Source organism: Hyphomonas sp. CY54-11-8, from assembly GCF_000682735.1.
Taxonomy (GTDB): Bacteria; Pseudomonadota; Alphaproteobacteria; order Caulobacterales; family Hyphomonadaceae; genus Hyphomonas.
Map to the genome: position 1 here is coordinate 185,180 of NZ_AWFD01000035.1, position 23,470 is coordinate 208,649.

Sequence of the window (23,470 nt, forward strand, 5' to 3'; positions counted from 1 at the left end):
CCTTTCCGCACGGCATGAATGCGTGAAGGGGAAACGCCATGGAAATCGGCAATACCAGGGACATCGACGCCGCGATCCGCAATGCGCGGCCGCTAAGCCTGCTGGCAAGCCAGAGGCCGGAATTCGCTGATGTCGAGCGGATCTGGGAAACCGAACTCGCGCCGGAGCTCGGCGCACGGGAAGTGATCCGCAGGCAGACAATTTCACGCGCAAAGTCCCGAACCCTCCTCGGTGGACTCGCGGCGCTGCCGGTCGTGATCGTCATGCTGTTCCTGTCGGGGGGATTTGGAATTTTCTTTCCGCTGTCGTTTTTCGTCGGCGTGATCATCGTCGTCGGCATTTCTGGCTTTGACTGGCTGAAGGTCTATTCGATGAAGTCCCAGACCAAGGACCTCATTCTCAAGACCGCCTGCAAGCCGTTCGGTTTCCGGTATGAGACCCTGCACCCGGACCTTTCCGGCATCGAGGATTTCCAGTCGCTCAGAACGCGCGGCAAGGAATTGATGGGAGCCATCAACGGGCCGCAGACTGGAAAAGAGCGCACCGTCTCCACCGTGTTTGGCGACATCCAGGTCACCCTGCATGATACAGCCGGCGCGCCGGCGCCGACCCCGGCCTACCAGGTCCTGAAGGATGCGGCGCTGCTGCCAGGGCATAGCCAGCGAAAGTTCGAGGATCTGATCGAGGGCGAACGGGCAGGCGCCAAGTTCGCGCTTGTCGAAGCGAAGCTCGATACGGGCGGCAAGAACAGCCAGACCGTGTTTCAGGGCATCCTGATCCATATCGAATATCCCCAGCGCTTTTCCGGGCGGACGCTGATGACCCGGTCGGGCTGGTGGAAACGCGGCAAGGGCGCTGGCGACCTGAAAAAAGTGGATCTCATCTCCCGCGAACTGGATGAGGCTTTCACAGTCTATTCCAGCGATCAGGTCGAGGCGCGCGCCTTGCTCTCGCCCGACAGAATGGAACGTCTCATCGCGCTGGAACGCCACTTCTCGGGCGGCAAGCTGCGGGGCCTGTTCGACGGAGGTCACATGACGCTGGTACTCGAAGCAGACAACCAGTTTGAGGCCGGCTCCGTCTTCAAACCACTGGTCGACCCGCGCCGCTTCTCGACCGCCTTGTCGGAACTGGGGCTTGTCTGCGACCTGATCGACGGCTTTCTCACGCGCGAATGGGTACAGGGCCGGATCTGAACCGGGTGATGAATCCGGACAGGCCTGTCCGACAGGGGCAAGCGGTCCGATACGCTGCGGGCGCTGGGGATTCCGCGTGATGTGTGAGCCATATCGCAAGCGTGAATTCCCCGCATAGGCGCTCATGCCAGTCTTCCCGGCATGACAGATCTCAGCGATGTCCTCACCCATACCTGGAAGACCCTTGCCCGCGTCATCGCCGAAACCGGCGTGAATGCGGACCTGTTCAAGGCGCCGGAAACGGTTCCGAAAACGGTGAAGCGGCGCGTCTCGGCAGAGCTGAAGCGGCTCGGCGTGCTGCTCCGCCGTCTGATCTTCCTGATGACTTTTCGGGTGGAGTTGGCGCCAGTGACGCCGAGGCCTGGGTCGAACCATTTCGAGAAAGCGGAGGGCGAGACGCAGTCGAGGTACACCTTCTCGCTTGTCCCAACACAGGCAGACGAAACACCGGACTTCCTGCGCGGGCCGGTCACGGTCCCGGAGCGCGAGCCCAGCCTCGCTGCGTCCCTGATCGCCCGCTGGCAGGCCATGCTGGACACGCTGAAACACGCCAACCGCCGCGCCAAATGCCTGGCCCGCACGATCCAGCGCCGGAAAGCGAATGGCGAGCCGAAGCCCTACATCGTGCTCGTCCCCGGAACGCATGCCATGCACCGCGCCGTGGCCTTCGTCTCGGGCGGGCTCACCGTCCAGCTGATCGAGGCGCTGCGAGACTGGCCGGTACCCAATAGAGGTTGATCCCAGCCAAAATCAGGAATCTTGCCGGAGCGCGGACGCGTTTCCGGGTAAAGGTGCTGGGCGTGGTATTTATTGGGCCTTGCTGACCACGCCGAAGGCTTCCTCGGCGATCACGCGTTCCTCATTGGTCGGAATAACGAAGGCCTTCACCTGGCTGTCCGCCATTGAAATGCAGAGGGCGTTCTTCCGGTTGGCTTCGTCTGACAGGTGGAGCCCCATCCAGCCGAGATGGTCAGCCACCGCCGCCCGGATCGCGGCATCATTCTCGCCGATGCCAGCGGTGAAAACGAGGGCGTCCAAGCCGCCAATGCTCATCGTCAGGCGGCCGATTTCCCCGGCGATGCGCAGGGCGAACAGGTCCAGCGCTTCCTTCGCGCGCGGATCATCGCTCGCTTCAAGCTCCCGGCAGTCAGCGCTGATCCCGCCCGAAACGCCTTTCAGGCCGGACTGGTGGTAGAGCATGTCTTCCACTTCGCCGGTCGGCCGGTGTTCCTGTTGCAGCAGGTGAAGGATCACGCCGGGGTCGAGCGCGCCGCACCGGGTCGCCATCGGTACGCCGTCGATGGTGGAGAAGCCCATGCTCGTGTCCTTGCTCTTGCCATCCAGCATGGCGCAAAGGCTGGCCCCGCTGCCGAGATGGGCGGCGATCACGCGACCGGCTGCGGCCTCCGGAAACTGGCGGCGAAGTTCGGCGGCGATGAATTTGTAGGACAGGCCATGGAAGCCATAGCGCTTGATGCCGCGGTCATGCAGATCGCGCGGCAAGGCGAAGCGCCGAATCAGTTCCGGATTGGTCCTGTGAAACACCGTGTCGAACGAGGCGACCTGGACAAGCTCCGGCCGGACCTGCCGCATCGCGCGGACCAGACGGAGCGCCTGCGGCTGGTGCAACGGCGCAAGAATGGAGAGGGCCTCGATCCGGGCGAGGGAGTCATCGTCGATCAAAACCGGCCCATCGAATTCATCCCCCCCATGCACCACGCGGTGGCCCACACAGCTCAGTTTGCTGAGGTCATAATGTTCGGAGAACCAGTCCAGCGTTTCCACCATCACATCGGTGAGGTGGCCCGCGTGATCGGCCTTCAGCGCGACGTCAAACACTGCCTTGCCCTCGACAAGGTGGAAGGTCAGCGGGCTGCGTCGGAAGTCGATCAGCGCGTCGGCGATCCGGTCAGGCTTTTCGCCTTCAATACTGAAAAGGCCGATCTTCACGGAGGAAGAGCCGGCATTGAACGTCATCAGCAAAGGGCCGGACATGTCAGCTGCCTGACTTGGTGTAGGTCATGCCGACACTCAAGCGGGCGAGGGCTGCCGACGCCATGCGGGCCGTCAGCGGATCGGCCCGGCTGGTCAGCACGATCGGCACCCGCGCGCCGAGGATCAGGCCGGCGGCAATGGCGTCGGCGAAGTAGATCAGCTGCTTGGCCAGCATGTTGCCGGCTTCAAGATCCGGCACGAGGAGGATGTCTGCTTGCCCTGCAACGGGAGAGACGATGCCCTTGGTCTTGGCGGCAGCCATGCTGATGGCATTGTCATAGGCGAGCGGGCCATCGACCCGGGCACCGGAAATCTGTCCCCGCGCTGCCATCACGGTGAGCGCCGCGGCGTCTAGCGTGGCAGGCATGTCGGCGTTCACAGTTTCGACCGCCGCGAGCACGGCAACCAGCGGCTCCTCAACGCCCAACTGGTGCATGAGATCGACGGCGTTCTGGCAGATGTCGCGCTTCTGATCGAGGGAGGGAAGAATATTCACGGCCGCATCGGTCACGATCAGCGGCTTTTCATACGCCGGAATGTCCATGGCGTAGACATGACTGATACGGCGCTCCGTACGCAGGCCTGAGTCACGGGCGATGACCGCGCCGAGGAGTTCATCCGTATGGAGACTTCCCTTCACAAGAACGGAGACGTCTCCGCTGACAGCCATTTCCACCGCTTTCGCGGCGGCCGCGTGGCTGTGTTCGGTGTCGATAATGTTGAAGCCGTCCAGAGAGACGCCGGCTTCTTCGGCGGCTGCTTCGATCTTGGCGCGGGGGCCGATCAGGACGGGTTCCAGAAGGTCTTCGTCCCGCACCTCGACAGCGCCCTGAATGGCGATGGGGGAACAGGGATGAACGATCGCCGCCTGAACAGTCGGCGAGGCTTTTGCCCGTTCGATGAAGGCGTCATAGCGGTCATGGCGGCGAAGGCGAATGCCTGGCATGTGCTTGCGTTTGACTCGGACGCTGTCTTTCGGAGCGATGACGGTCGCTTCGCCCTTCAGGACGGTCTCGCCATCTTGATTGGTGCAAACGGTCTCCAGCCGGACGAGACGCTTCTTGTCCTGCTTCTCCAGCACTGTCACGGTCGCGGTGACGGTGTCGCCCGGAAACACAGGCTTGGTGAAGGCGATGGTCTGGCCGAGATAGATACAGCCGGGGCCGGGCAGGGTGGTGCCCAGAACGGCGGAAATGAGCGAAGCGGTCCACATGCCATGGGCAACCGGCTTGCCGAAGATATCCTTCGCCGCGAACTCGGCATCGAGATGGGCCGGGTTTACGTCGCCGGAAACAAGCGCGAACAGTTCGATGTCATTTTCGGTGACGGCGCGTTCCAGCGAAGCGGTGTCGCCGACCTTGATCTGGTCATAGGTGCGGTTTTCGAGAAAGACATCAATCATGGGTGGGCACTCCTACCTCTGGAATACATAGGTTCCGGGCGCCTCTTCAAGCGCGGGATAACCCTTGCGCGCCGCGCCCATTCGTGGCGGGCGGATCAAACCAGCCGAGGAATGCTTCGCCAGCCAGGCGCTCCAGCCGGTCCACCAGGAGCCGGATTTCTCCGTCGCGGCTTCCAGCCACTGGTCGGGACTGAGGATCTGGTCGCGGTGGCGGTGATGGGCGATGCGGTAATGACGCCCATTGTGGCCGGGCTCGCTGACGATGCCGGCATTGTGTCCGCCAGTGGCCAGAGCAAATGTAATATCCGTGTCGGCCAGCTGGTGGATCTTGTAGACCGACCGCCATGGCGCGACATGGTCGTGCTCGGTGCCGACGGCAAAGACCGGCACGCGCAGGCCCTGAAGGGCGACCGGCCGGCCATCGACCATGAAGCGTCCATTGGCGAGGTCGTTGTTGATGTAAAGCTTCTTCAGATATTCCGAATGCATCCGGTAAGGCATGCGTGTCGTATCGGCGTTCCAGGCCATGAGGTCGAACATCGGCGCGCGTTCGCCCATCATGTATTCCTTCACCATACGCGACCAGAGCAGGTCGTTCGATCGGAGCAGCTGGAACGCACCGGCCATCTCGTCTGCCGAAAGAAAGCCGCGGTTCCACATGATGCTTTCGAGGAAATGCATCTGGCTGTGGTCGATGAAGAGGGCGAGTTCGCCGGGCTCGCTGAAGTCAGTTTGCGCCGCCAGCAGCGAGACGGATGCGAGCCGGTCATCGCCGTCGCGCGCCATGGCGGAGGCTGCGACGGAAAGCAAAGTTCCGCCGAGGCAATAGCCGGTCGCGTGAACCTTGCGATCCGGGCAGATCGCGTTGATCGCTTCCAGCGCGTCCATCACGCCCATGCGACGATAGTCGTTCAGGGACAGGTCACGATCATCGGCGGACGGGTTGCGCCACGAGATGGCGAAGACGGTGAAGCCCTGTTCGGTCAGGTATTTCACCATCGAGTTCTGCGGCGACAGGTCGAGAATATAATACTTCATGATCCAGGCCGGCACGATCAGGACCGGTTCGGCGTGAACCTCCTTGGTGGCGGGCGCGTACTGGATCAGTTCGATCAGGTGATTGCGGAAGACGATCCGGCCGGGGGTGACGGCAACGTCTTCACCTGGAATGAAGTCTTCGGTGCCGACCGGAGGTTTTTTCTGGATTTGGCGGCGAATGTCTTCGCGCCAGTTTTCGAAACCCTGGATGAAGTTCTGTCCGCCCGTCTCCCGCATCCGCTCCAGAACTTCCGGATTGGTGAAGGGATTGTTCGAAGGGGAGAAGATGTCCAGCATCTGGCGCGCGACGAAAGAGACGACTTCCTCATGATGCGGACTGACGCCAGGAACATCGTGCGTGAGGTTGTGCCACCATTGCTGGGTCAGCAGGAAGGATTGAGACCAGACGCCAAAAGGCTGCTTTCGCCAGGCCGGGTCACGGAAGCGGTTGTCGCCGGGCAGCGGCTCGATGCAGCAATCAGCTTCTTCCTGGCCCATTGTGGACAACAGATAGGCCGACAGGCGGTTGCTTTTGCGGAAAGCCTTTTGGACCATTTCCAGCTGCTTGCCTGGCGCGGACTGAAGGTGAAGCGTCCAGTCCATGTAAGCGAGTGCGAGTGAGGCCGGGGAAACGCCGCTGGAAAATCGGCTGATCAGCGTGTCCCGCATCCGGTCCATCGCTTCGAAAGCGGCTTGGCGCGCGGCATCGGGATCATTGGGGTTATTCGGTGTATCTGAAGCAGGCATCGAATTGTCAGCTTTCTGCCACGCATGGAATTTTGGCGATTTGGCCAGTTTTGTATGCCGAAAAATAGTGCCGGTTTATTTAAACCATTTGACGGAAATGCATCTGCCTTCACAACGATGTGCTGGAGAAGCGTTTTGGTGCCCGGCCGGGCACGAAAAGCCCGGCCGGACACCGGTTATCAGGATCGGCTGGAAAGATGCCGGATCAGGGCGCGGGCTTCTGGTGTCGGAGGTTTCTCGGTACGCCGGTAATCAGATCCGTCTGCTTTACGGCTCACCAGTCTGAAATCGACGAGCTCCCGCCTTATCAGCGCGGCATCCTCGAACAGGTGAAGTCTATCCAGTAGGGCAGTGATCTGCTTGTCGTTGAGCACACTGTTGGCAGGCAGACGAGCCCACAGGGCCCACAAGCAGAGCTCTTGCATGGACCTGCGCGATGACCACTGAGTCAGTCGGCCTTGTGCATCGAACAGGTTCAGCGCCCGCTCGACGATTGTGTGGTCGACTGGTTTCGATATCATCCTGGGTTCGGACAGGCGCTCGCCAGCCTGATGTGCAGCTCGCAGGTGCTGGAAATTCCGGAAGCCGTTCGCACGCGCCAACATGTTCATCAGAGTCAAGTGCGAAGGCGGTGCCTCCGCTGACATCAGCTGTTGCGTCAGTGCGCGTGAAAAATTGGAGATGTCCTCAATAGAGAGGGGAATTGAGTCTCTGGGCATGATTCATCCATCGCGTGCCGCATCAGGGTCGTTGGTCGCTGACTTACGACGGGGCACTGGACAATAACCATGTGACTGTCGGTTTGATTATGCAGGTTTAGCTTCCCGGTGGGACAGCGACGCCTCGGTGAACTGCGGACCGTGAACGCCAAATACCATTTCACCGTTTTCCGGGCAATCCGCCTATTCGTCTTCCGGTGGCGGGGTGCCGCGGTTCATCCAGGCGAACAAAGGTTTCAGCGGGAATATCCATGAGATACCGGCAACGACATAGAAAACCAGCTCCGCCCAGCGCGGCCACGTCGAGGTCATGCCGCCAATTGTGGCCGCCAAAACGATATAAACAATCAGGTAGACCAGCAGGATCAGGGCGGTGAGGGGCTTGCGCATGAATGCAGTCCTTTGTGCAGATGCGACCCCGCAGACCCTTGCGGGGCGCCAGCCTCACGTCAATTAAAGCGCATGAGCGAAACCACAATCCCCCCCGCTGCTGCCATCTGGATCCGCCGCTGGCTGATCCTGGTGGGCCTGATGGTCTATGCGATGATCCTGATCGGCGGCGCCACGCGCCTCACCGATTCCGGCCTGTCGATTACAGAATGGGATCCGATCAAAGGGGCCATTCCGCCGCTTTCTACCGAGGCCTGGAGCGAGGCTTTCGCCAAATACCAGAGCACAGCGGAATACCGGTACATCAACCACGGCATGTCCATGTCGGAGTTCCAGCATATCTACTGGTGGGAGTGGGGGCACCGCTTCTTCGGCCGGATGATCGGCCTGGTCGCTGTGCTGGGCATCGCGGTGTTCGCCGTCCGGAAGTGGCTGACGCGTCCGCTTATGTGGAAGCTGTTCGGGCTTGTGGCGCTGGGCGGACTTCAGGGCGCGATCGGCTGGTGGATGGTGTCGAGCGGTATCGGGCAGACGACCCGGGTGGATGTCGCGCCTTACCGGCTGATGACCCACTTTATCCTGGCACTGTTGATCATCGCCATTGTTGCCTGGCTGTGGCTGGACCTCGGCAATCGGGCGCGCAGTACAGCATCCCGCGCGGTGCGGGTCACGGCGAAACTGTTCCTGCTGGCGGTTTTTGTGCAAATGGCAGCCGGTGCGCTCGTCGCCGGACTGGACGCCGGGCGCAGTTATAATGACTGGCCGCTCATGGCGGGTGAACTGGTCCCCTCACATTACCTGGAAGGCGACCTCGGTATCCGCAGCCTGTTTGAGGGGCGCGCGGCAACTCAGTTCAATCACCGCATCATCGCCTATGCGATCTGGGCGGCCAGCCTTGTGGCGGCGTTGGCCTTCCGGAAGACCGCGTACGGGCGCAGCTTTATCGTCTTCGCCGGGTTGGTCAGCTTGCAGGCCGTGTGGGGAATCCTGACGCTGCTGCACGCGGCGCCCATGAACCTCGCCCTGCTGCATCAGGCGATCGGGGTTGTGGTGACGCTGGCGGCCGTCCGCCTTGCATGGCAGACGGCGCGCCCGGAAGCGTCGGACTAGTTAGATCCCGTTTGTGTATTCGGCAGGGTGATCGGGCTCGGATCGACGAACACGACCTGGCTCTTGCCCGGTTCGATCTCTCCCGCCAGCGCGATCACGCCGCCCGGATAACCGCCGGACATCATCGTACCCATAGCGGCCATGGCGACCGGCTTCTCCGGTGCGAAGACGCTGAGGCCATTCCGGATGTTCACGTCGGTCGTGGTCATGCCGAGGTCAGTGGACAGTTTCAGGCCCGAATCCGGCTCCAGCGAAAGCAGGGCTGAGACCTGACCGCGGATCAGCGGGGCGGCGGCCGTGGCACGCGGGGAGGCGACCAGCGTGTCGCTGGTGTAGGCACAGGACTGAATCGGGAAGTCAGTGAAGGTGGAATCGCCACGTTCCCAGGTCAGTTCGCCTCCGCTTTCCTTCACAATACCGGCCTGCAGGACGCGATTGTTGCCCAGCGTCCAGAAGGCGAGGCGCATGATGCCCTCAGTGCCGGCCGGCCCGGAGCACAGACCGTCAATAAAGGTCTCCCCGTCGACAGACAGGTCCACCTGTGCCGGGGCCATCAGGCCGTCCCCGAACACATAGGCCTTGGCGGTGCCCTCCCGGTCGATACCGGGGAAAACGGTCAATGTGCTGCCGCCGATATTGGCGGATTGGCCACCCGCCAGCGCTTTGACGCGGAAATTGGTCGGTTCGCCGATCCGCTCGGCTTCCATGTCGAAAAATTGCAGGCCGCCAGTCTCGTAGGCGACGGCGAGAATCCCCCTTGAACCGCCGGAAAGGGCGATTGCAGATACGGGTGATTCCAGTGTACGGGTCGACCAGACGGCCGGAAGCTCCACATCTGCAGTGATTGCAGAGGATTCCGGGGGGGATTCCGGCGCTTGTTCCGGCTTGCTGCAGGCCGCCGCGGCAAAAAGCAGGGCAAGTCCAAGCCCTGCGTTGACAACGGTGGATGTGGCGCTTAAACGCCAGCGCTTGAATTCCATTCCATGAACTCCGAAAGCGAGAGGCTCTGAGTAGAGCGATGAAAACCTATAACGCACCTGTGGACGTCGAGAATAAGTGGGTCGTGATCGACGCGACTGATGTCGTTGTCGGACGTCTTGCTTCTTACGTCGCCAAGCGCCTGCGCGGCAAGCACCGCCCTGACTTTACTCCGCACATCGATACCGGTGACCATGTCATCGTGATCAATGCGGAAAAGGCCAAATTTACCGGCAACAAGCTGGCTGATAAGGTCTACTACCGCCACACCGGCCACCCGGGCGGCATCAAGTCGACCACCGCCGGCAAGATACTTTCCGGCCGCTTCCCGGAGCGCGCCATCGAACTGGCCGTTAAGCGTATGCTGCCGAAAGAGAGCACGCTGGCGCGCAAGCAGTTCTCGAAGCTGCGCGTCTATGCCGGTGCTGAGCACCCGCACACGGCCCAGAGCCCCGAAACCGTCGACTTCGCGTCGATGAACCGCAAAAACGTCAAAACGGCCTGATCATTATGACCGACACTGCAAACTCCCTCCAGGACCTCGGCACCATGACTGGTGACGAAACTGTCACCGCCGCTCCGGAGACCCTCGCTGAACCGAAAATCGACGCTCAGGGCCGTGCTTACGGCACCGGCCGCCGCAAGGAAGCCGTCGCCCGCGTCTGGATCAAGCCGGGTTCCGGCAAGATCACGATCAATGGCCGTGACCAGGAGCAGTATTTTGCGCGCCCCGTGCTGCGCATGGTGATTGCCCAGCCGCTGATCGAAGCCGGCCGCGAGACCGAGTTTGACGTGATCGCCACCGTGAAAGGCTCCGGCCTCATGGGGCAGGCTGGCGCAGTGCGTCACGGCATTTCGCGTGCCCTCGTCGCTTACGAGCCGGGCCTGCGCAAAGTGCTCAAGCCGTTTGGCTTCATGACCCGCGACCCGCGTGTCGTCGAGCGTAAGAAGTACGGTAAGGCGAAAGCCCGCCGCAGCTTCCAGTTCTCGAAGCGCTAAGCCGCATCCGGTTTATTCTTTTCGGGCGGGCGCTTCGGTGACGGAGCGCCCGCTTTTCTTTTGTCTTGCGTTTGCAAAGGGACGAGAACGCAATGCTGCCCAAAGTTTTCATTGATGGCGAAGCCGGCACGACCGGGCTTCAGATTGCCGACCGGCTGCGGAGCCGGACGGACCTTGAGCTGATCTCGATTGATCCGGACAAGCGCAAGGATCATGACGAACGCGCGCGTCTGATGAACATGGCAGATGCCGTGATCATGTGCCTGCCGGATGAGGCTGCCCGTCTGGGTGTGTCCCTTGTGACGAGCCAGAACACCGTCATCATCGATGCGTCTTCTGCTCACCGGACGGCGCCAGGCTGGACATACGGCTTTCCGGAAATGGACAAAGCCCAGCGGTCTGCTCTCCGGGCTACCCGGCGGATCGCCAATCCCGGCTGCTACCCGACGGGCATGATTGCACTGTTGCGTCCGCTCACCGGGGCAGGTCTCGTGCCAGCCTCCCTGCCGGTGACGGTCAGCGCCGTGTCCGGTTATTCCGGTGGTGGCAAGGCCATGATTGCCGAGTTTGAGCAAGGCGGCACGCAGGAAAATCATCGCATCTACGCGCTGACTCAGAAGCACAAGCACCTGCCAGAGATGAAGCGGTTCGCCCGGCTGGACCACGCGCCGATGTTCCTGCCGTCTGTCGGACGGTTCGCGCAGGGTATGTTGACTCAGATTCCGTTGCCACTGTGGGCGCTGCCGGGCAAGTCGAAGCGGACTGACCTGCATGCGGCGCTGGTCAAAGCCTACGAGGGCGAGGCTTTTGTAAAAGTGCCATCGCTGGCCGAATGTGATTCGCTGGCCGGATTGGAACCTGAGGCCTGCAACGGTACGAACCGGCTGGAACTTTTCGTGTTCGGTTCGGACGAGGAAGTCCGTCTCGTCGCGCGCCTCGACAATCTCGGCAAGGGAGCGTCAGGTGCTGCCGTGCAGAACCTTAATATTGCGCTGGGGCTTGATGAAGAGGCAGGGCTGGACGCCTAGACCGGCAGCTTGATGTCCGCGAGGCGTACCTTGGCGTAGTTGCCCGGCGCGGCGCCGAGGCCCATGTCCTTCGGCTGTTTCGCCTCGACCTTGCGGCCGGATTTCGGGCGCAGCCAGTCCCACCAGGTCGGCCACCAGGAGCCGGGGACTTCCTCGGCGTTTTCAAGCCACTCGCCGCCCGTTTCAGTCAGGTCCGGGTTCAGCCAGTGCTGGTATTTCTTTGCGTCCGGGTGGTTCACCACGCCGGCGATATGTCCGGACCCGGACAAGACAAACTGCGTATCGCCGCCGAAGACGAGCGCCGTGCGGTACACGCTTTCGAACGGGCAGATATGATCGTCCTTGCTGGCCTGCACCATGACAGGGATCTTCACGTCTTTCAGGTTCACGGTCTCGCCCAGCACTTCGAAGCTGCCGGTCGACAGGCGGTTCTCGGCGTAGCAATCCTTGAGGTAGCGCTGGTGAACCTTGCCCGGAATGTTTGTCTGGTCAGCATTCCAGTAGAGCAGGTCGAATGGGCGGGGTGCCTTGCCCAGCATGTATTCGTCGATGACATAGCGCCAGACCAGGTCGATCGGGCGCAGCCAGTTGAAGGTTTCGTACATCATCGAGCCCGGCATGACGCCGCCATTCTCTTCGATGATACCGTTGATGTAGCCGCGTCCCGGCCCGTCAGTGAAGACTTTCAGGTCGCCGGCGAGTTCGAAGTCTGACTGCGAGGCGAAGAAGGTTGCCGACTTGATCTTGTCATATCCGGTCTTCGCCATGTGACCGAGGGCGGAGGACAGCATCGTTCCGCCGATACAGTAGCCGACCGTGTTGACGCCGGTTGCCCCGGAAGCCTGCATCGTCGCCTCGACGGCGGCATAGGCGCCCTTCTGGACGTAGTCGTCCCATTCATAGTCCTGCGTCACCTCGTCAGCCGAGCGCCAGGACACCACGAAGACCGGTACGCCCTTATCGACCAGCCAGCGGATCATCGAATTCTTTTCCTGCAGGTCCAGGATGTAGAACTTGTTGATCCAGGGCGGGAAGATCAGGAGCGGACGGGAATAGGTTTTTTCCTGTGTCGGTGCGTAGTGTATCAGCTCAATCAAGTCATTTCGGAAGACAACCTGACCCGGCGCTGTGGCGATGTTCTCACCCAGCTTGAATGGAGTCTCGTCTGTCTGGCTGATGTAAAGCTTGCCGCCGCCCTTCTTCACATCGGCGCGGGCAAGGCGGAGACCTTCCAGAACGCTCTGGCCTCCGGTTTCGAAGAAGGCACGAAGGGCCGTTGGGTTGGAGCCGAGATAGTTGGTTGGTGACAGGGTGTCGGTGAGGAGCTGAGTGAAGAACTTCGCGCGAAGTTGCAGGTTTTCCGGCAGGCCTGGCGCCTGATCTGCCAGGCTGTTCATCCAGTTGGCGTTCACTTCATAGGCTTTGCGGATGAAGCGAAAGCCAGGATTGCTGGCCCATTCAGGGTCAGAAAAGCGCTTGTCCTTGTCCTTCTCAGGCTTGCCGGAAATCGCCTCCATGGACATTTCCTGCCACAGCTTCATCCAGCCGGTCATCAGTTCCAGGTTGGCGTTGAACATGGCGGTGGGATTGGAGGCGAAACTCCAGCCGACGGCACGGAACGCCTCGCCGACACGCATTGGATCGCCTTGAGACACTGTGCCCAGAGGGCCGGAGCCCATCATGACATCCGCCAACAGGCCCTGGGACTCGACGTTCGCCAGCGCAAGCGTCGTCATCAGCACCTGCATACGCACCGGATCCTGGCTCATCATGAGCTCAGTCAGGGGCGTTGGGGTGTCTTTGATTCGCTCGCTACCACTCATTCGTACAATTTATGCCTGTTTTAGCTGTCCTTTACTATGCGCCTGAATATTTGTGATTTAGTGAGTGCGATCATGAAAAACACGGCGATTCCCCTTTTAAGCGTATCGATTCTGCTCATTGCGGGCTGTTCGAACTCTTTTGGTCGTGTTCGCGAAGCAATTAATCAGGCGCCAGACTGGTATGATGCCCGCCGTCAGGAAATCCGGGGGGAGGGGTATCCGAAGCTGGCCGAAGTGCAGGAAATCCCGGCGGACCAGCTTCCCGGAAAGACTTTGCCTGACTCAGCTGTCCGCGTGGACATATTGCAGGCCTATTTTGACTCTAATGAACGAGCGGAGCCACCCGTGGATGTAGCAGGCCAGATGGCCGTGCTGCTGAAGCGGGTAGAAGCGGAATTTGCGGGTCTGCCCGCTAATCCCGATTTCCTAACGCAGGATGATATCGCTCAGATTCAGGCTGCGTTCAACGTTCCAAGAGTTACTGAAGGCCTCAAGGTCAGACGCAAATGAATACCGATTTTCACAAGATCCGCCGACTTCCCCCTTACGTTTTCGAACAGGTGAACCGCACCAAGGCGGCCCTGCGTGCGGACGGCGCGGATATCATCGACCTCGGCATGGGCAACCCGGACCTGCCGACCCCCAAACACATCGTCGACAAGCTGTGCGAAACGGCGCGTCGGCCAGACGTTAACGGCTATTCCGCGTCGCGCGGCATTCCGGGCTTGCGCCGCGCGCTGACCGACTATTACAAGCGCCGCTTCGACGTAAAACTGGACAAGGACCGGGAGGTGATCGTCACCCTCGGCTCCAAGGAAGGCTTTGCCAACCTCGCTCAGGCCATTTCGGCGCCGGGCGATGTGATCCTTGCGCCGGACCCGTCTTATCCGCTGCACCATTTCGGCTTCATTATTGCTGGCGCGTCGATCCGCGGTGTGCCCGCCCAGACGCCGGAGCAGTACCTGTCCAACCTCGGCAAGGCCGTGCACTATTCCGTGCCGCCGCCGACAGCCATGGTTCTTTGCTATCCGTCCAACCCGACGGCCGCTGTGTGCGATCTCGATTTCTACAAGGACGCCATCAAGTTCGCGAAAAAGCATGAGCTGTGGGTACTGTCTGACCTTGCCTACAACGAGATTTATTTCGACGAGCCGACACCCTCGATCCTTCAGGTCGATGGCGCCAAGGACATCGCAGTCGAGTTCACGACCATGTCGAAGACCTATTCCATGGCCGGCTGGCGCATGGGCTTCGTCGCAGGGAACGAGACTTTGATCTCTGCGCTGGCTCGCGTGAAATCCTATCTCGACTACGGCGCCTACACGCCGATCCAGGTGGCCGCTGTGGCGGCGCTCGATGGCCCGCAGGATTGCGTGGACGAGACGCGTGCAATCTACAAATCACGCCGCGACGTGCTGGTGGAAAGCTTCACCCGCGCCGGCTGGCCGGTGCCAAGCCCGGCAGCCTCCATGTTCGCGTGGGCGCCGATTCCGGAGCAACTGAAGCACCTTGGCAGTCTTGAGTTTGCTTTGCAGCTGATCAATGAGGCCCATGTCGCTGTCGCGCCCGGCGCCGGTTTCGGCGAGCATGGCGACGGCCATGTCCGCATCGCCCTCGTCGAGAACGAACAGCGTATCCGCCAGGCCGCCCGCAACATCCGGAAATTCCTGGAGAAGCGCGGCGTGAAAGAGATTAAGCCTGCGGTCGCGGCGGCGGAATAGCCGTCGCCATCAGGCGTAGGTAAAGCCCCCATTGTTGATGACGACACGGCCGTCTCCACCGATGGTCTGGAAGATGGCCGTGCTGTTATCGCCTTCGCCAGTCCAGATTTTAATGGTCAGTGCCTCGCCAGGCAGCACGGGCGACGAGAAGCGCCCATCCATGGCCTTGAACCGGGCCGGTTCATTCCCGCACAGCGAGGCCAGCAGGGCGCGTCCGGTGAAGCCATATGTGCAGAGGCCATGCAGGATCGGCTTCGGGAAACCGCCAACGTCAGAGAATTTCTTGTCTGAATGCAAGGGGTTGCGGTCGCCGCTGAGGCGGTAGAGCAGGGCCTGATCCGGCCGGGTCTGGTAGGTCACTTCGAGATCCGGGGCCCGCTCTGGCGCAACGTTCGTCTGGCCGGACGGGCCCTTGTCGCCGCCGAAACCACCTTCGCCAACAATGAAGACGGATGAGGTCAGTTCGAAGAGCGGCTTGTCATCGGCCGTCAGCGTCGCCTCGGCTTTCGTCGCGACGACGGCGCCTTTGCCTTTGTCGTAAATGCCGGTGATTTCATCGACGAGCGTGATTTCACCTTCGACCGGGATGGGTCGGTGCAGGCGGATGCCCTGTTCTCCGTGAACCAGCATGCGGGGATCATAGGTCCCGGCATCGGCCATGGCGCTTTTCCCGCCTCTGGCATTGAAACCAGCAAGTACGCCGAAAGTGGGGAGCACTTTCTGGTCCACGCCCATCGTGTTCTCGGTGGTGAATTCCAGCTCAGCCCCAACAGGGTCTGCCACCCCGGCGCCGACACCAAGTGCATAAAGCAAGGCATCTCGAGAATCCCACGCCCATGTTCGCGGCGTTCCCTTCGATCCGACGGCATCCTGATTGATTGGCATAGTATGGCCCTCCCGCTTCGTTTCTTTGTCTGCGCATTAAGCACCGGGTTTCAATCCGCTGCAATGCCACTGGTTTGGGCGGTCGCCCCCTTTCCCCGGCGCGCCAAACCAGCTAGGCACCTGCCGGGATATTCAGCAACAAACAGGGGGCCCTTTTGGCACCTTTGAAGATAGGGATCGCCGGCCTTGGCCATGTCGGCTGCGGCCTGATTGAACTGGTCGAGCGCCAGCAGAACCTTCGCCTGCCAGGCGAAGTGCAGATCACTGGTGTCAGCGCTCGTAGCCAGTCGCGCAACCGTCCGGTCGATATCAGCCCTTATCGTTGGTTCGACGATGCTGCGACACTGGCAGAAGACCCGGACGTGGACGTTTTTGTGGAACTGATGGGCGGATCCGATGGCCCCGCCAAGTTCGCCGTGGAAACGGCACTGAAGGCTGGAAAACACGTTGTCACTGCCAACAAGGCACTGATTGCCAAGCACGGTATGGCGCTGGCCCGTCTGGCGGAAGAAAAACAGGTCGATCTGTTGTTCGAAGCCGCCGTCGCTGGCGGTATCCCAGTCGTCCGTGTGTTGCGAGACAGCCTCGCCGGCACTGAAGTCAAACGCATCACAGGTATCTTGAACGGCACCTGCAACTACCTCACCACGGTGATGCTGGAGCAGGGCCGCGAATATGATGACGTGCTCGCAGAAGCGCAGCGTCTTGGGTACGCGGAAGCCGATCCGACGCTGGACGTGTCGGGCATGGACGCCGCGCATAAGGCGGCCATTCTGTCAGCCATCGCTTTCTCGGCGGACCTTGATTTCTCAAAGGTCAGCGTCTCAGGCATCGACAAGGTCAGCCTGCTGGATCTGCGTCTGGCCGACCGTCTGGGCTATCGCATCAAGCTGATCGCTGAAGGCTTGTTGACCGATGAGGGCGTCGTGTGCCGGGTCGAGCCGCTGGTCCTGCCGGCCACGCATCCGCTGGCGCGCGTGAATGGCAGCCTGAACACCGTCCGGATCGAGGGCGACCCGGTTGGGGCGATCACGCTGACGGGCCCAGGAGCAGGCGCCGGGCCGACCGCGAGCGCCGTGATGGGCGATGTCGCAAAGATGTTCCGCCCGGCTATCCGGCCAGCCTTTGGCCGCGCCGCGCACCATACTGGCCGACCTTTTGTTCAGGGGGCGCCGACGGAAGTCGCGCCGTTCTTCCTGCGTGTTTATTTGCCAGACCAACCGGGTGCTCTTGCGGCCCTCACAGAGGCGCTCGCCAAAGAGGGCGTTTCAGTAGACAAGCTGTTGCAGGAATCGGGTGAGGAATCCGGTGCCGCACCGGTGGTTATCGTGACCCATCGCTGCCCGCGTTCAAATATGCAGGCTGCGCTGGAGCGGTTGGAAAAAATTGCAAAGCCGATTGACGCGCCACGGCTAATTCGTATCGAGGCGGCAAGCTAATTGCTTACCGTCTAGGCGTAAGAGACAAAAATCCCGCGTTCGGAGATAAAAAAATTATGGAAAACAGCGTTCTGACGCCCAGCCTGGCGGATGCCATGGTGCGCGTGACCGAAGAAGCAGCCATCGCTGCGTCAAAACTGGTCGGTCGTGGCGATGAGAAAAAGGCCGATGCAGCCGCCGTCGATGCCATGCGCACGGCGTTCAACCGGGTTGATTTCAAGGGCCGTGTCGTTATTGGCGAAGGTGAGCGCGATGAAGCCCCGATGCTCTACATCGGCGAGGAAGTCGGCACCGGAAATGGCCCTGAGATCGACATCGCGCTGGATCCGCTGGAAGGCACGACGCTGACCGCGAAAGCCATGGCGAACGCCCTCGCTGTGCTGGCCATCGCCCCGAAGGGGGGCCTGCTGTACGCGCCGGACACCTATATGGACAAGATCGCCATTGGCCCGGGCTATCCGGAAGGGATCATCAGCCTCGACGCCAGCCCGGCCGAGAACATCACGGCCCTCGCCAAGCACAAGGGCGTTGACGTCACAGACATGACGGCCTGCGTTCTGGATCGTCCGCGCCACGAAGACATCATCGAAAGCCTGCGCTCTGTCGGCGCCCGTGTCGCCCTGATCACCGATGGCGACGTCGCCGGCGTGATTGCAACGACCAATCCTCACACTGGCATTGACCTTTACATGGGCTCCGGCGGTGCACCGGAAGGCGTTCTTGCTGCTGCAGCCCTGAAATGCGTCGGCGGCCAGATGTTCGGCCGTCTCGTTTTCCGCAATGATGACGAGAAGAAACGCGCCGCACGCGTTGGCATCACCGATCTCGGCCGCACATACGCCCTAAACGAGCTCGCTTCGTCTGATACGGTTTTCTGTGCTACTGGTGTGACGCAGGGCTCCATGCTCAGCGGCGTGCAGCACCGCGATGGCGGCGTACACACCCACACGCTGGTCATGACGTCGACTGACGGCATGGTCCGCTACATCCGGTCGAACCGGAAGGCATAAGTCCGGGGGCATTCGCTCCAACCCTGTGATAGGCTTCCGGAAATCCTGATTCCCGGAAGCCTCATGACAGCAGCCGCCAGAAAACCCGACAATAATCGCTTGTTCGCGGTGGACCGCTCCGCGACGGGCCGTTTCTGGACGTTGGCCGATGCCGATGAGGCTCTGGTCCGCCGGCTCGCGCCTGCCGTTGGCGGTTCGGACCTGCTGGCGCGTCTTCTCGCTGAGCGTGGCGTCGATCCGGATAGGGCTGGCGCCTATCTCGCTCCGACATTGCGGGAAACCTTTCCGAACCCATCCAGTTTTGCTGACATGGACAAGGCCGCCGAGATCGTGCTGGACGCCATTCTCGAGAAAAAGCGCGTTACGGTCTTCGCAGACTATGATGTCGATGGCGGAACAAGCTCTGCGATCCTGGCGCGTTATTTCCGGGCTTGGGGACAGGAACTTGGTCTCTACGTGCCGGACCGCCTGGAAGAAGGCTACGGCCCGTCGCCAGAGGCTTTCCGGCATCTGAAGCAGACCGGGTCTGATATTGTCATCACGGTCGATTGCGGCGCTGCCGCCGTCAGTGCTCTGGAGGAAGCGCAACGGATCGGCCTCCAAGTCGTTGTGATCGATCATCACCTGATGTCCGGGCACAATCCACCTGCTCTGGCGTTGGTGAACCCGAACCGTCCGGACGACACTTCCGGACAGGGGCACCTGGCTGCAGCGGGGGTCGTCTTCGTTTTCGTCGCTGCCCTGAACCGCCTGGCGCGAGAGCGGGGCATCGCGCCTCCGGACGGCCTACCAGACATCATGGCGCATCTGGATCTCGCCGCGCTCGGCACCCTGTGCGACATGGCTCCGCTGCACGGCGTAAACCGTGCCTTCGTGCGTCAGGGACTCAATATGCTCTCTCGGGGGCAGAATGAGGGGCTGCGCGCTCTGGCCGAGGTCTCGGGCATCCAGAAGATCGAGACGGTCTACCATGCCACATTCATGCTGGGACCGCGGCTGAACGCCGGCGGACGGGTTGGGGATCCGTGGATCGCTGCGAAGCTGCTGGCAACGGACGACCGGGCACAGGCAATCGCACTGGCAGAGCAACTCCACGCCCTCAATGAGGAGCGTAAAGCGGTTGAAGCAGCCATCCTAGATCAGGCGATTCTTCAGGCCGAGAAGGCGCTCGAAAAGAATCCGGACCGCGGTGTTCTGGTCGCGGCCGGCGAAGGCTGGCACCCGGGCGTGATCGGAATTGTTGCCGGCCGGCTGAAAGACCGGTTTCACCTGCCCAGTATAGTGATCGGCTGGGGCAAGGGCCTGGGACCGGTAGCAAAAGGCTCCGGCCGGTCTGTGACCGGGGTGAACATCGGCGATGCAATTGCTGCCGCTGCCCGCGAAGGAATAATCCTTTCAGGCGGCGGGCATGCCATGGCGGGCGGGCTCAGCCTGGAGCCGGAGCAACTGGACGCTTTCGACGACTGGATGGTCGCCCACATGGCTCAGTTCACAGCAGAGCGTGCCGCGGCATTGGAACTGGCCATTGATGCTATCTTGGCGCCTGGCGCTGCATCGCCTGAACTCGTCGACCGGGTCGCGGAAATCGGACCCTTCGGTGCCGGCGCGCCGGAGCCAGTATTTGCCATCCAGTCGGTGCAGGTTTCCTATGCCCGGCAGGTCGGCGCCAATCATTGGAAATTCACTGCGGAGGACGCTTCAGGCAGGCTCGATTGCATTGCCTGGCGCGCTGTCGGGGCACCGCTGGGCGAGGCGCTGATGCCCGGGAACCGCGTGCATCTTGCGGGGCGGCTCAAGGCAGATGAGTGGAACGGACGGCGCCGTGTGCAGTTGGACGTGATGGATGCCGCCAGCGCCTGAAAATATGTGCAGCAACCGTCACCAACATGGCTTGCGTAAGCCGCCGTCCCTCGCTATACGGCCTCTTCTTCGAACCGGTGCGGTCCCTTCGTCTATCGGTTAGGACGCCAGGTTTTCAACCTGGAAAGAGGGGTTCGATTCCCCTAGGGACTGCCACCTTCGATCTGCTCTCCATACAATTGCTGTGTTATTGCCATTCAGAGCCAAAGGCACTGTATGGAATAGAGCGTAATTGGAGGGTCTGCGTGACCAAGGCAATCTGGATCAGCCTTACTCCGACGTACGGTATCAAATTGAGCGGGTGGTCAGGTGTTTAGTCGGGAATTGCCTTGGCAAGAGCCGGCCGTGCTTGCCCTGAAACTGCATCGGGAGCCGGGGTTTGTTTGGCTGGATAGTGCTGGCTCTACCGGCGGTAAGAACCGGTACTCCTATATCGCGTCCAACCCCGTTTCCAGGTTTCGTCGCCAAACCGCAGAATCTTCGGCTGAATTCGATAGGGGTTTTCGAGACTGGCAAAGCCAGTTCACGACAAGGATGATTGCCGATGGCGCGCCATTTCAGGGCGGTGCGATCGGTTATGTCACCTATGATGCAGCTGAAATCTGGGTCAGTGATTTCAGCTCGCGCCATTCAGGCGATGCAGGCGATATCCTCGAGTTTGCTTTTTACGATACGGTTCTGGCATTCGATCACCAGCAGCAAAGCCTCACTGTCTATTCGGCTGGTCTGAATGGGCCGGACAGTCTTCCTGATGAGGCGCTCGCCAGGCAGCGAATAAGCAGCCTCGCGGAGATTTGTACCCGGGAGAATGCTTCGCGCACCCGGCCTGCTGGAGAGGGAGCAGTCTGGACGCGCGCATCGCCGCAGGCACCGTATACAGATCTTGTTTCCGCCGTGCGCGAAGCCATTCTTGATGGAGAGATATATCAAGCGAATATTGCAAGCCTCTGGACCCGGCCACCTCAGTCATATGATGAGGCGTTTTTCACCTATCTTGTGAACCGCAACCAGACGCGGGCCGCGTTTTCCGCATTTGGCGCCTTCACGAGCCGCACGCTGGCGAGCTTGTCGCCAGAGCGTCTTGTCACCATGAATTCTGAGCGCGATGTCCGTACTGAGCCCATCAAGGGCACGGCACGGCGATCTGCGAATCCGGAACAGGACCAGCAGATTGCGAAGGCGCTCGCAGCTTCCGAGAAGGACCGCGCCGAGAACATCATGATTGTCGATCTCTTGCGGAATGATTTGTCGAGGGTCTGCCGGCCCGAGTCGGTTATTGTTAGCGGCCTGTGCGACGTCGAGCAGCTACCCAATCTCTTTCATCTCGTCTCGTCGATTGAAGGAAAATTGAAGCCGTCTCTGGACGCCATTGATCTTCTGGGAGCGGTTTTTCCCGGCGGGTCGGTAACAGGCGCTCCCAAGCTGCGGGCCATGGAAATAATAGATGAGCTGGAGCCTTCCGCGCGCGGTGCGTTTTGCGGTTCATTCGGGTATATCGGTCATGATGGTACCTGCGATTTCAATATCATGATCCGCACAGTTGATCATGTTCCGGGCGGAGACAGGTATTGGTCAGGGGCGGGGATTACGTTGCTCTCCGACACGCATGCTGAATGGGAAGAGGTCCAGCTGAAGGCGGAGCGGATTATTGACCCTCCGGTTTCGGGGATGATCGAAATATGATCCTTATGCTGAACAATAGGGACAGCTTTGTTTTTAATCTTGCGCGATATCTGACGCTGGCTGGCGCAGACGTCGAAGTGAAAGACAGCAGGAGCCTCTCACTCAAGGACATCGTGCGCCTGCGTCCGGAGGCGATCGTGATTTCGCCGGGGCCATCGCGGCCAGAGCAGGCCGGCATTTCTGTTCAGGCCATTGAAACATTCGGGGGAGACCTGCCGATACTTGGTGTTTGCCTGGGGCATCAAGCCATTGCAGTCGCATATGGCGGATCGGTCAGGCGCGCGCGTTCGCCGTCACATGGACGGACCGTCAGCATTACCCATCCGTCGGAAGGGTTGTTTGCTGAACTGCCTTCGCCGCTGCCGGTGGGGCTCTACCATTCGCTCGCTGTCGATCTGTCAGGTGCTACCGGATTACAGGTCGATGCCACAGCACCTGACGGTGAGATCATGGCGCTTTCGCATCGAGAGAATCCTGTTTTTGGCGTGCAGTTTCATCCAGAGTCGATTCTGACTGACCATGGAGCCAGTCTGATCAGAAATTTTCTTAGCCATTGCCGGTCAGTGACATGCCCATAATTCAGTTTCGCCAGACGATTGCGTCGAACGATGCAGTGCGCCCGTTTGATTTAACGGACCGGGGATTGCTGCTCGGCGACGGGGTGTTTGATACGTCTCTGGTGAAAGACGGCCGAATGATCCTTCGCGAGCGTCATATCGGGCGTTTGGTGGAAGCGTGTGACGTTTTCGGTCATGAAGTCGCGAAAACCGAAATCGAAGCGCTCGCGAAAGACGCAGTTCCGGAGGATGCGACTGGTGCATTGCGTCTCACTGTGACGCGGGGACCGGGTGGACGGGGGCTTGCGGAAACATCCGCTTCGAACCCGACGCTCATGGCATCCTTCACGCCGATGCCGCTGATGTACCCGTCGCCACCCCTTTGCCTTGGCGTCAGCACCATTCAACGCAATCCGACCGCGCCGTCGGCTTTGTACAAGACGCTTTCCTATGGAGACGCGGTTATGGGGCAGCGGCAGGCTCAGCGGAATGGATATGACGACGCATTATTCCTAACGTCCGGCGGCCACATAACATGCAGTTCGATTGCCAATATCTGGGCATGGTCTGGATCGACGCTGGTTACCCCGCCGCGATCCGACGGCGTGGTGGTAGGTGTGGTGCGAGGTTGGCTTCTGGAAAACGCCATTCGGTATGGATTTGAGGTTTCCGAACGAAGTTTGCGGCTGGACGATATTGCAAACGCAGATGGTGTTTTTCTGACGAACAGCTTGCGTTTGGTGGTTCCGGTTCGCGCGATAGATGAAATGGAGTTCAGCCCGGATTTACCGTCGGAATTGGAGTCGCTGATCAGTGAGTTGCTGAGTTCGTGAAGCTTGGTGGAATTGGTCCGGCGATGGTCCGGGGCTCCATCGCCTGCCTTGGTTATA

The 23,470-nt window shown here is 60.7% G+C and carries 22 protein-coding genes and 1 tRNA gene; 15 read left to right on the top strand and 8 right to left on the bottom strand.

Annotation, left to right across the window (positions count from 1 at the left end; translation table 11 throughout):
- Nucleotides 1–38: 38 nt before the first annotated feature.
- Both HY17_RS15830 and HY17_RS15835 read left to right on the top strand, forming a co-directional pair.
- A complete protein-coding gene (locus HY17_RS15830) occupies nt 39–1,196 on the top strand; it encodes a DUF3137 domain-containing protein (protein WP_034768347.1) in 1,158 nt (385 codons plus the stop codon).
- Nucleotides 1,197–1,337: 141 nt separating this feature from the next.
- Nucleotides 1,338–1,934, top strand: coding sequence for a hypothetical protein (locus HY17_RS15835; protein WP_034768348.1), 597 nt, complete (start codon nt 1,338–1,340; stop codon nt 1,932–1,934).
- Between the two features lie 69 nt (nt 1,935–2,003).
- Here the strand turns inward: HY17_RS15835 and HY17_RS15840 are convergent, their stop codons facing one another.
- From HY17_RS15840 to HY17_RS15860, 5 genes are all read right to left on the bottom strand, one after another.
- Complete coding sequence (locus HY17_RS15840; RefSeq protein WP_034768349.1) at nt 2,004–3,191, bottom strand: acetate/propionate family kinase; 1,188 nt, start codon at nt 3,189–3,191, stop codon at nt 2,004–2,006.
- Nucleotide 3,192: 1 nt separating this feature from the next.
- Nucleotides 3,193–4,593, bottom strand: coding sequence for a bifunctional enoyl-CoA hydratase/phosphate acetyltransferase (locus HY17_RS15845; protein ID WP_034768351.1), 1,401 nt, complete (start codon nt 4,591–4,593; stop codon nt 3,193–3,195).
- Nucleotides 4,594–4,605: 12 nt separating this feature from the next.
- Nucleotides 4,606–6,378: an alpha/beta hydrolase gene (locus HY17_RS15850; protein ID WP_081813197.1), complete on the bottom strand. Its 1,773-nt coding sequence runs from the start codon at nt 6,376–6,378 to the stop codon at nt 4,606–4,608.
- Nucleotides 6,379–6,557: 179 nt separating this feature from the next.
- On the bottom strand, nt 6,558–6,989 hold the full coding sequence (locus HY17_RS15855; protein WP_233348841.1) for a DUF2087 domain-containing protein: 432 nt from the start codon (nt 6,987–6,989) through the stop codon (nt 6,558–6,560).
- 291 nt (nt 6,990–7,280) lie between these two features.
- Nucleotides 7,281–7,487, bottom strand: a complete 207-nt coding sequence (locus tag HY17_RS15860; RefSeq protein WP_034768355.1) for a DUF2842 domain-containing protein — start codon at nt 7,485–7,487, stop codon at nt 7,281–7,283.
- Between the two features lie 72 nt (nt 7,488–7,559).
- Between HY17_RS15860 and HY17_RS15865 the strand changes: the two genes are divergently transcribed.
- Nucleotides 7,560–8,597, top strand: coding sequence for a COX15/CtaA family protein (locus tag HY17_RS15865; RefSeq protein ID WP_051600196.1), 1,038 nt, complete (start codon nt 7,560–7,562; stop codon nt 8,595–8,597).
- Here HY17_RS15865 and HY17_RS15870 read toward each other — a convergent pair.
- Nucleotides 8,594–9,577 carry a hypothetical protein gene (locus HY17_RS15870; RefSeq protein WP_034768357.1) on the bottom strand — a complete coding sequence of 328 codons (984 nt, stop codon included), beginning with the start codon at nt 9,575–9,577 and terminating at the stop codon, nt 8,594–8,596. The genes HY17_RS15865 and HY17_RS15870 overlap by 4 nt on opposite strands.
- A gap of 38 nt (nt 9,578–9,615) precedes the next feature.
- Here HY17_RS15870 and rplM point away from each other — a divergent pair, with 38 nt between their 5' ends.
- From rplM to argC, 3 genes are all read left to right on the top strand, one after another.
- Nucleotides 9,616–10,080: a 50S ribosomal protein L13 gene (gene rplM / locus HY17_RS15875; protein ID WP_034768358.1), complete on the top strand. Its 465-nt coding sequence runs from the start codon at nt 9,616–9,618 to the stop codon at nt 10,078–10,080.
- 5 nt (nt 10,081–10,085) lie between these two features.
- The gene (gene rpsI, locus HY17_RS15880; protein WP_034768359.1) at nt 10,086–10,574 is read left to right on the top strand and encodes a 30S ribosomal protein S9; all 489 of its coding nucleotides are present in this window, start codon (nt 10,086–10,088) and stop codon (nt 10,572–10,574) included.
- A 92-nt stretch (nt 10,575–10,666) separates the two neighbouring features.
- Nucleotides 10,667–11,602 carry an N-acetyl-gamma-glutamyl-phosphate reductase gene (argC, locus tag HY17_RS15885; protein ID WP_034768362.1) on the top strand — a complete coding sequence of 312 codons (936 nt, stop codon included), beginning with the start codon at nt 10,667–10,669 and terminating at the stop codon, nt 11,600–11,602.
- Here the strand turns inward: argC and HY17_RS15890 are convergent.
- Nucleotides 11,599–13,371 carry an alpha/beta hydrolase gene (locus HY17_RS15890; RefSeq protein ID WP_233348840.1) on the bottom strand — a complete coding sequence of 591 codons (1,773 nt, stop codon included), beginning with the start codon at nt 13,369–13,371 and terminating at the stop codon, nt 11,599–11,601. The genes argC and HY17_RS15890 overlap by 4 nt on opposite strands.
- Nucleotides 13,372–13,497: 126 nt before the next feature.
- On the opposite strand from HY17_RS15890, the gene HY17_RS15895 reads away from it, so the two are divergent.
- Together HY17_RS15895 and HY17_RS15900 are read left to right on the top strand one after the other, a co-directional pair.
- Complete coding sequence (locus HY17_RS15895; RefSeq protein ID WP_034768364.1) at nt 13,498–13,935, top strand: hypothetical protein; 438 nt, start codon at nt 13,498–13,500, stop codon at nt 13,933–13,935.
- Entirely contained in the window at nt 13,932–15,146 is a 1,215-nt protein-coding gene (locus HY17_RS15900; RefSeq protein ID WP_034768366.1) for an LL-diaminopimelate aminotransferase, read from the top strand. Before HY17_RS15895 ends, HY17_RS15900 begins: the two co-directional genes overlap by 4 nt.
- Before the next feature lie 9 nt (nt 15,147–15,155).
- On the opposite strand, the gene HY17_RS15905 is transcribed toward HY17_RS15900, so the two are convergent.
- Nucleotides 15,156–16,031 carry a MaoC/PaaZ C-terminal domain-containing protein gene (locus HY17_RS15905; RefSeq protein WP_034768368.1) on the bottom strand — a complete coding sequence of 292 codons (876 nt, stop codon included), beginning with the start codon at nt 16,029–16,031 and terminating at the stop codon, nt 15,156–15,158.
- 155 nt (nt 16,032–16,186) lie between these two features.
- Between HY17_RS15905 and HY17_RS15910 the strand changes: the two genes are divergently transcribed.
- From HY17_RS15910 to HY17_RS15940, 7 genes are all read left to right on the top strand, one after another.
- Complete coding sequence (locus HY17_RS15910) at nt 16,187–17,470, top strand: homoserine dehydrogenase (protein ID WP_034768370.1); 1,284 nt, start codon at nt 16,187–16,189, stop codon at nt 17,468–17,470.
- Between the two features lie 56 nt (nt 17,471–17,526).
- On the top strand, nt 17,527–18,480 hold the full coding sequence (gene glpX / locus HY17_RS15915) for a class II fructose-bisphosphatase (RefSeq protein WP_034768372.1): 954 nt from the start codon (nt 17,527–17,529) through the stop codon (nt 18,478–18,480).
- 63 nt (nt 18,481–18,543) lie between these two features.
- Entirely contained in the window at nt 18,544–20,340 is a 1,797-nt protein-coding gene (recJ, locus tag HY17_RS15920) for a single-stranded-DNA-specific exonuclease RecJ (RefSeq protein WP_051600198.1), read from the top strand.
- Nucleotides 20,341–20,421: 81 nt separating this feature from the next.
- Nucleotides 20,422–20,496 (top strand) — tRNA-Glu (locus HY17_RS15925).
- A 153-nt stretch (nt 20,497–20,649) separates the two neighbouring features.
- A complete protein-coding gene (locus tag HY17_RS15930; RefSeq protein ID WP_034768374.1) occupies nt 20,650–22,023 on the top strand; it encodes an anthranilate synthase component I family protein in 1,374 nt (457 codons plus the stop codon).
- Nucleotides 22,020–22,601 carry an aminodeoxychorismate/anthranilate synthase component II gene (locus HY17_RS15935; RefSeq protein WP_034768376.1) on the top strand — a complete coding sequence of 194 codons (582 nt, stop codon included), beginning with the start codon at nt 22,020–22,022 and terminating at the stop codon, nt 22,599–22,601. The genes HY17_RS15930 and HY17_RS15935 overlap by 4 nt, the downstream gene beginning before the upstream one ends.
- Nucleotides 22,577–23,413, top strand: coding sequence for an aminotransferase class IV (locus HY17_RS15940; protein WP_139068988.1), 837 nt, complete (start codon nt 22,577–22,579; stop codon nt 23,411–23,413). Before HY17_RS15935 ends, HY17_RS15940 begins: the two co-directional genes overlap by 25 nt.
- Nucleotides 23,414–23,470 lie beyond the last annotated feature (57 nt).

What these genes read in the sequence shown, in the direction of transcription:
- argC (WP_034768362.1), top strand. Translation starts at nt 10,667, where the DNA reads ATGCTGCCCAAAGTTTTCATTGATGGCGAAGCCGGCACGACCGGGCTT.
- HY17_RS15840 (WP_034768349.1), bottom strand. Translation starts at nt 3,191, where the DNA reads ATGTCCGGCCCTTTGCTGATGACGTTCAATGCCGGCTCTTCCTCCGTG.
- HY17_RS15830 (WP_034768347.1), top strand. Translation starts at nt 39, where the DNA reads ATGGAAATCGGCAATACCAGGGACATCGACGCCGCGATCCGCAATGCG.
- HY17_RS15860 (WP_034768355.1), bottom strand. Translation starts at nt 7,487, where the DNA reads ATGCGCAAGCCCCTCACCGCCCTGATCCTGCTGGTCTACCTGATTGTT.
- HY17_RS15855 (WP_233348841.1), bottom strand. Translation starts at nt 6,989, where the DNA reads ATGAACATGTTGGCGCGTGCGAACGGCTTCCGGAATTTCCAGCACCTG.
- glpX (WP_034768372.1), top strand. Translation starts at nt 17,527, where the DNA reads ATGGAAAACAGCGTTCTGACGCCCAGCCTGGCGGATGCCATGGTGCGC.
- HY17_RS15835 (WP_034768348.1), top strand. Translation starts at nt 1,338, where the DNA reads ATGACAGATCTCAGCGATGTCCTCACCCATACCTGGAAGACCCTTGCC.
- recJ (WP_051600198.1), top strand. Translation starts at nt 18,544, where the DNA reads ATGACAGCAGCCGCCAGAAAACCCGACAATAATCGCTTGTTCGCGGTG.
- HY17_RS15890 (WP_233348840.1), bottom strand. Translation starts at nt 13,371, where the DNA reads ATGAGCCAGGATCCGGTGCGTATGCAGGTGCTGATGACGACGCTTGCG.
- rpsI (WP_034768359.1), top strand. Translation starts at nt 10,086, where the DNA reads ATGACCGACACTGCAAACTCCCTCCAGGACCTCGGCACCATGACTGGT.
- HY17_RS15850 (WP_081813197.1), bottom strand. Translation starts at nt 6,378, where the DNA reads ATGCCTGCTTCAGATACACCGAATAACCCCAATGATCCCGATGCCGCG.
- HY17_RS15865 (WP_051600196.1), top strand. Translation starts at nt 7,560, where the DNA reads ATGAGCGAAACCACAATCCCCCCCGCTGCTGCCATCTGGATCCGCCGC.
- HY17_RS15905 (WP_034768368.1), bottom strand. Translation starts at nt 16,031, where the DNA reads ATGCCAATCAATCAGGATGCCGTCGGATCGAAGGGAACGCCGCGAACA.
- HY17_RS15870 (WP_034768357.1), bottom strand. Translation starts at nt 9,577, where the DNA reads ATGGAATTCAAGCGCTGGCGTTTAAGCGCCACATCCACCGTTGTCAAC.
- HY17_RS15845 (WP_034768351.1), bottom strand. Translation starts at nt 4,593, where the DNA reads ATGATTGATGTCTTTCTCGAAAACCGCACCTATGACCAGATCAAGGTC.
- HY17_RS15935 (WP_034768376.1), top strand. Translation starts at nt 22,020, where the DNA reads ATGATCCTTATGCTGAACAATAGGGACAGCTTTGTTTTTAATCTTGCG.
- HY17_RS15895 (WP_034768364.1), top strand. Translation starts at nt 13,498, where the DNA reads ATGAAAAACACGGCGATTCCCCTTTTAAGCGTATCGATTCTGCTCATT.
- rplM (WP_034768358.1), top strand. Translation starts at nt 9,616, where the DNA reads ATGAAAACCTATAACGCACCTGTGGACGTCGAGAATAAGTGGGTCGTG.
- HY17_RS15900 (WP_034768366.1), top strand. Translation starts at nt 13,932, where the DNA reads ATGAATACCGATTTTCACAAGATCCGCCGACTTCCCCCTTACGTTTTC.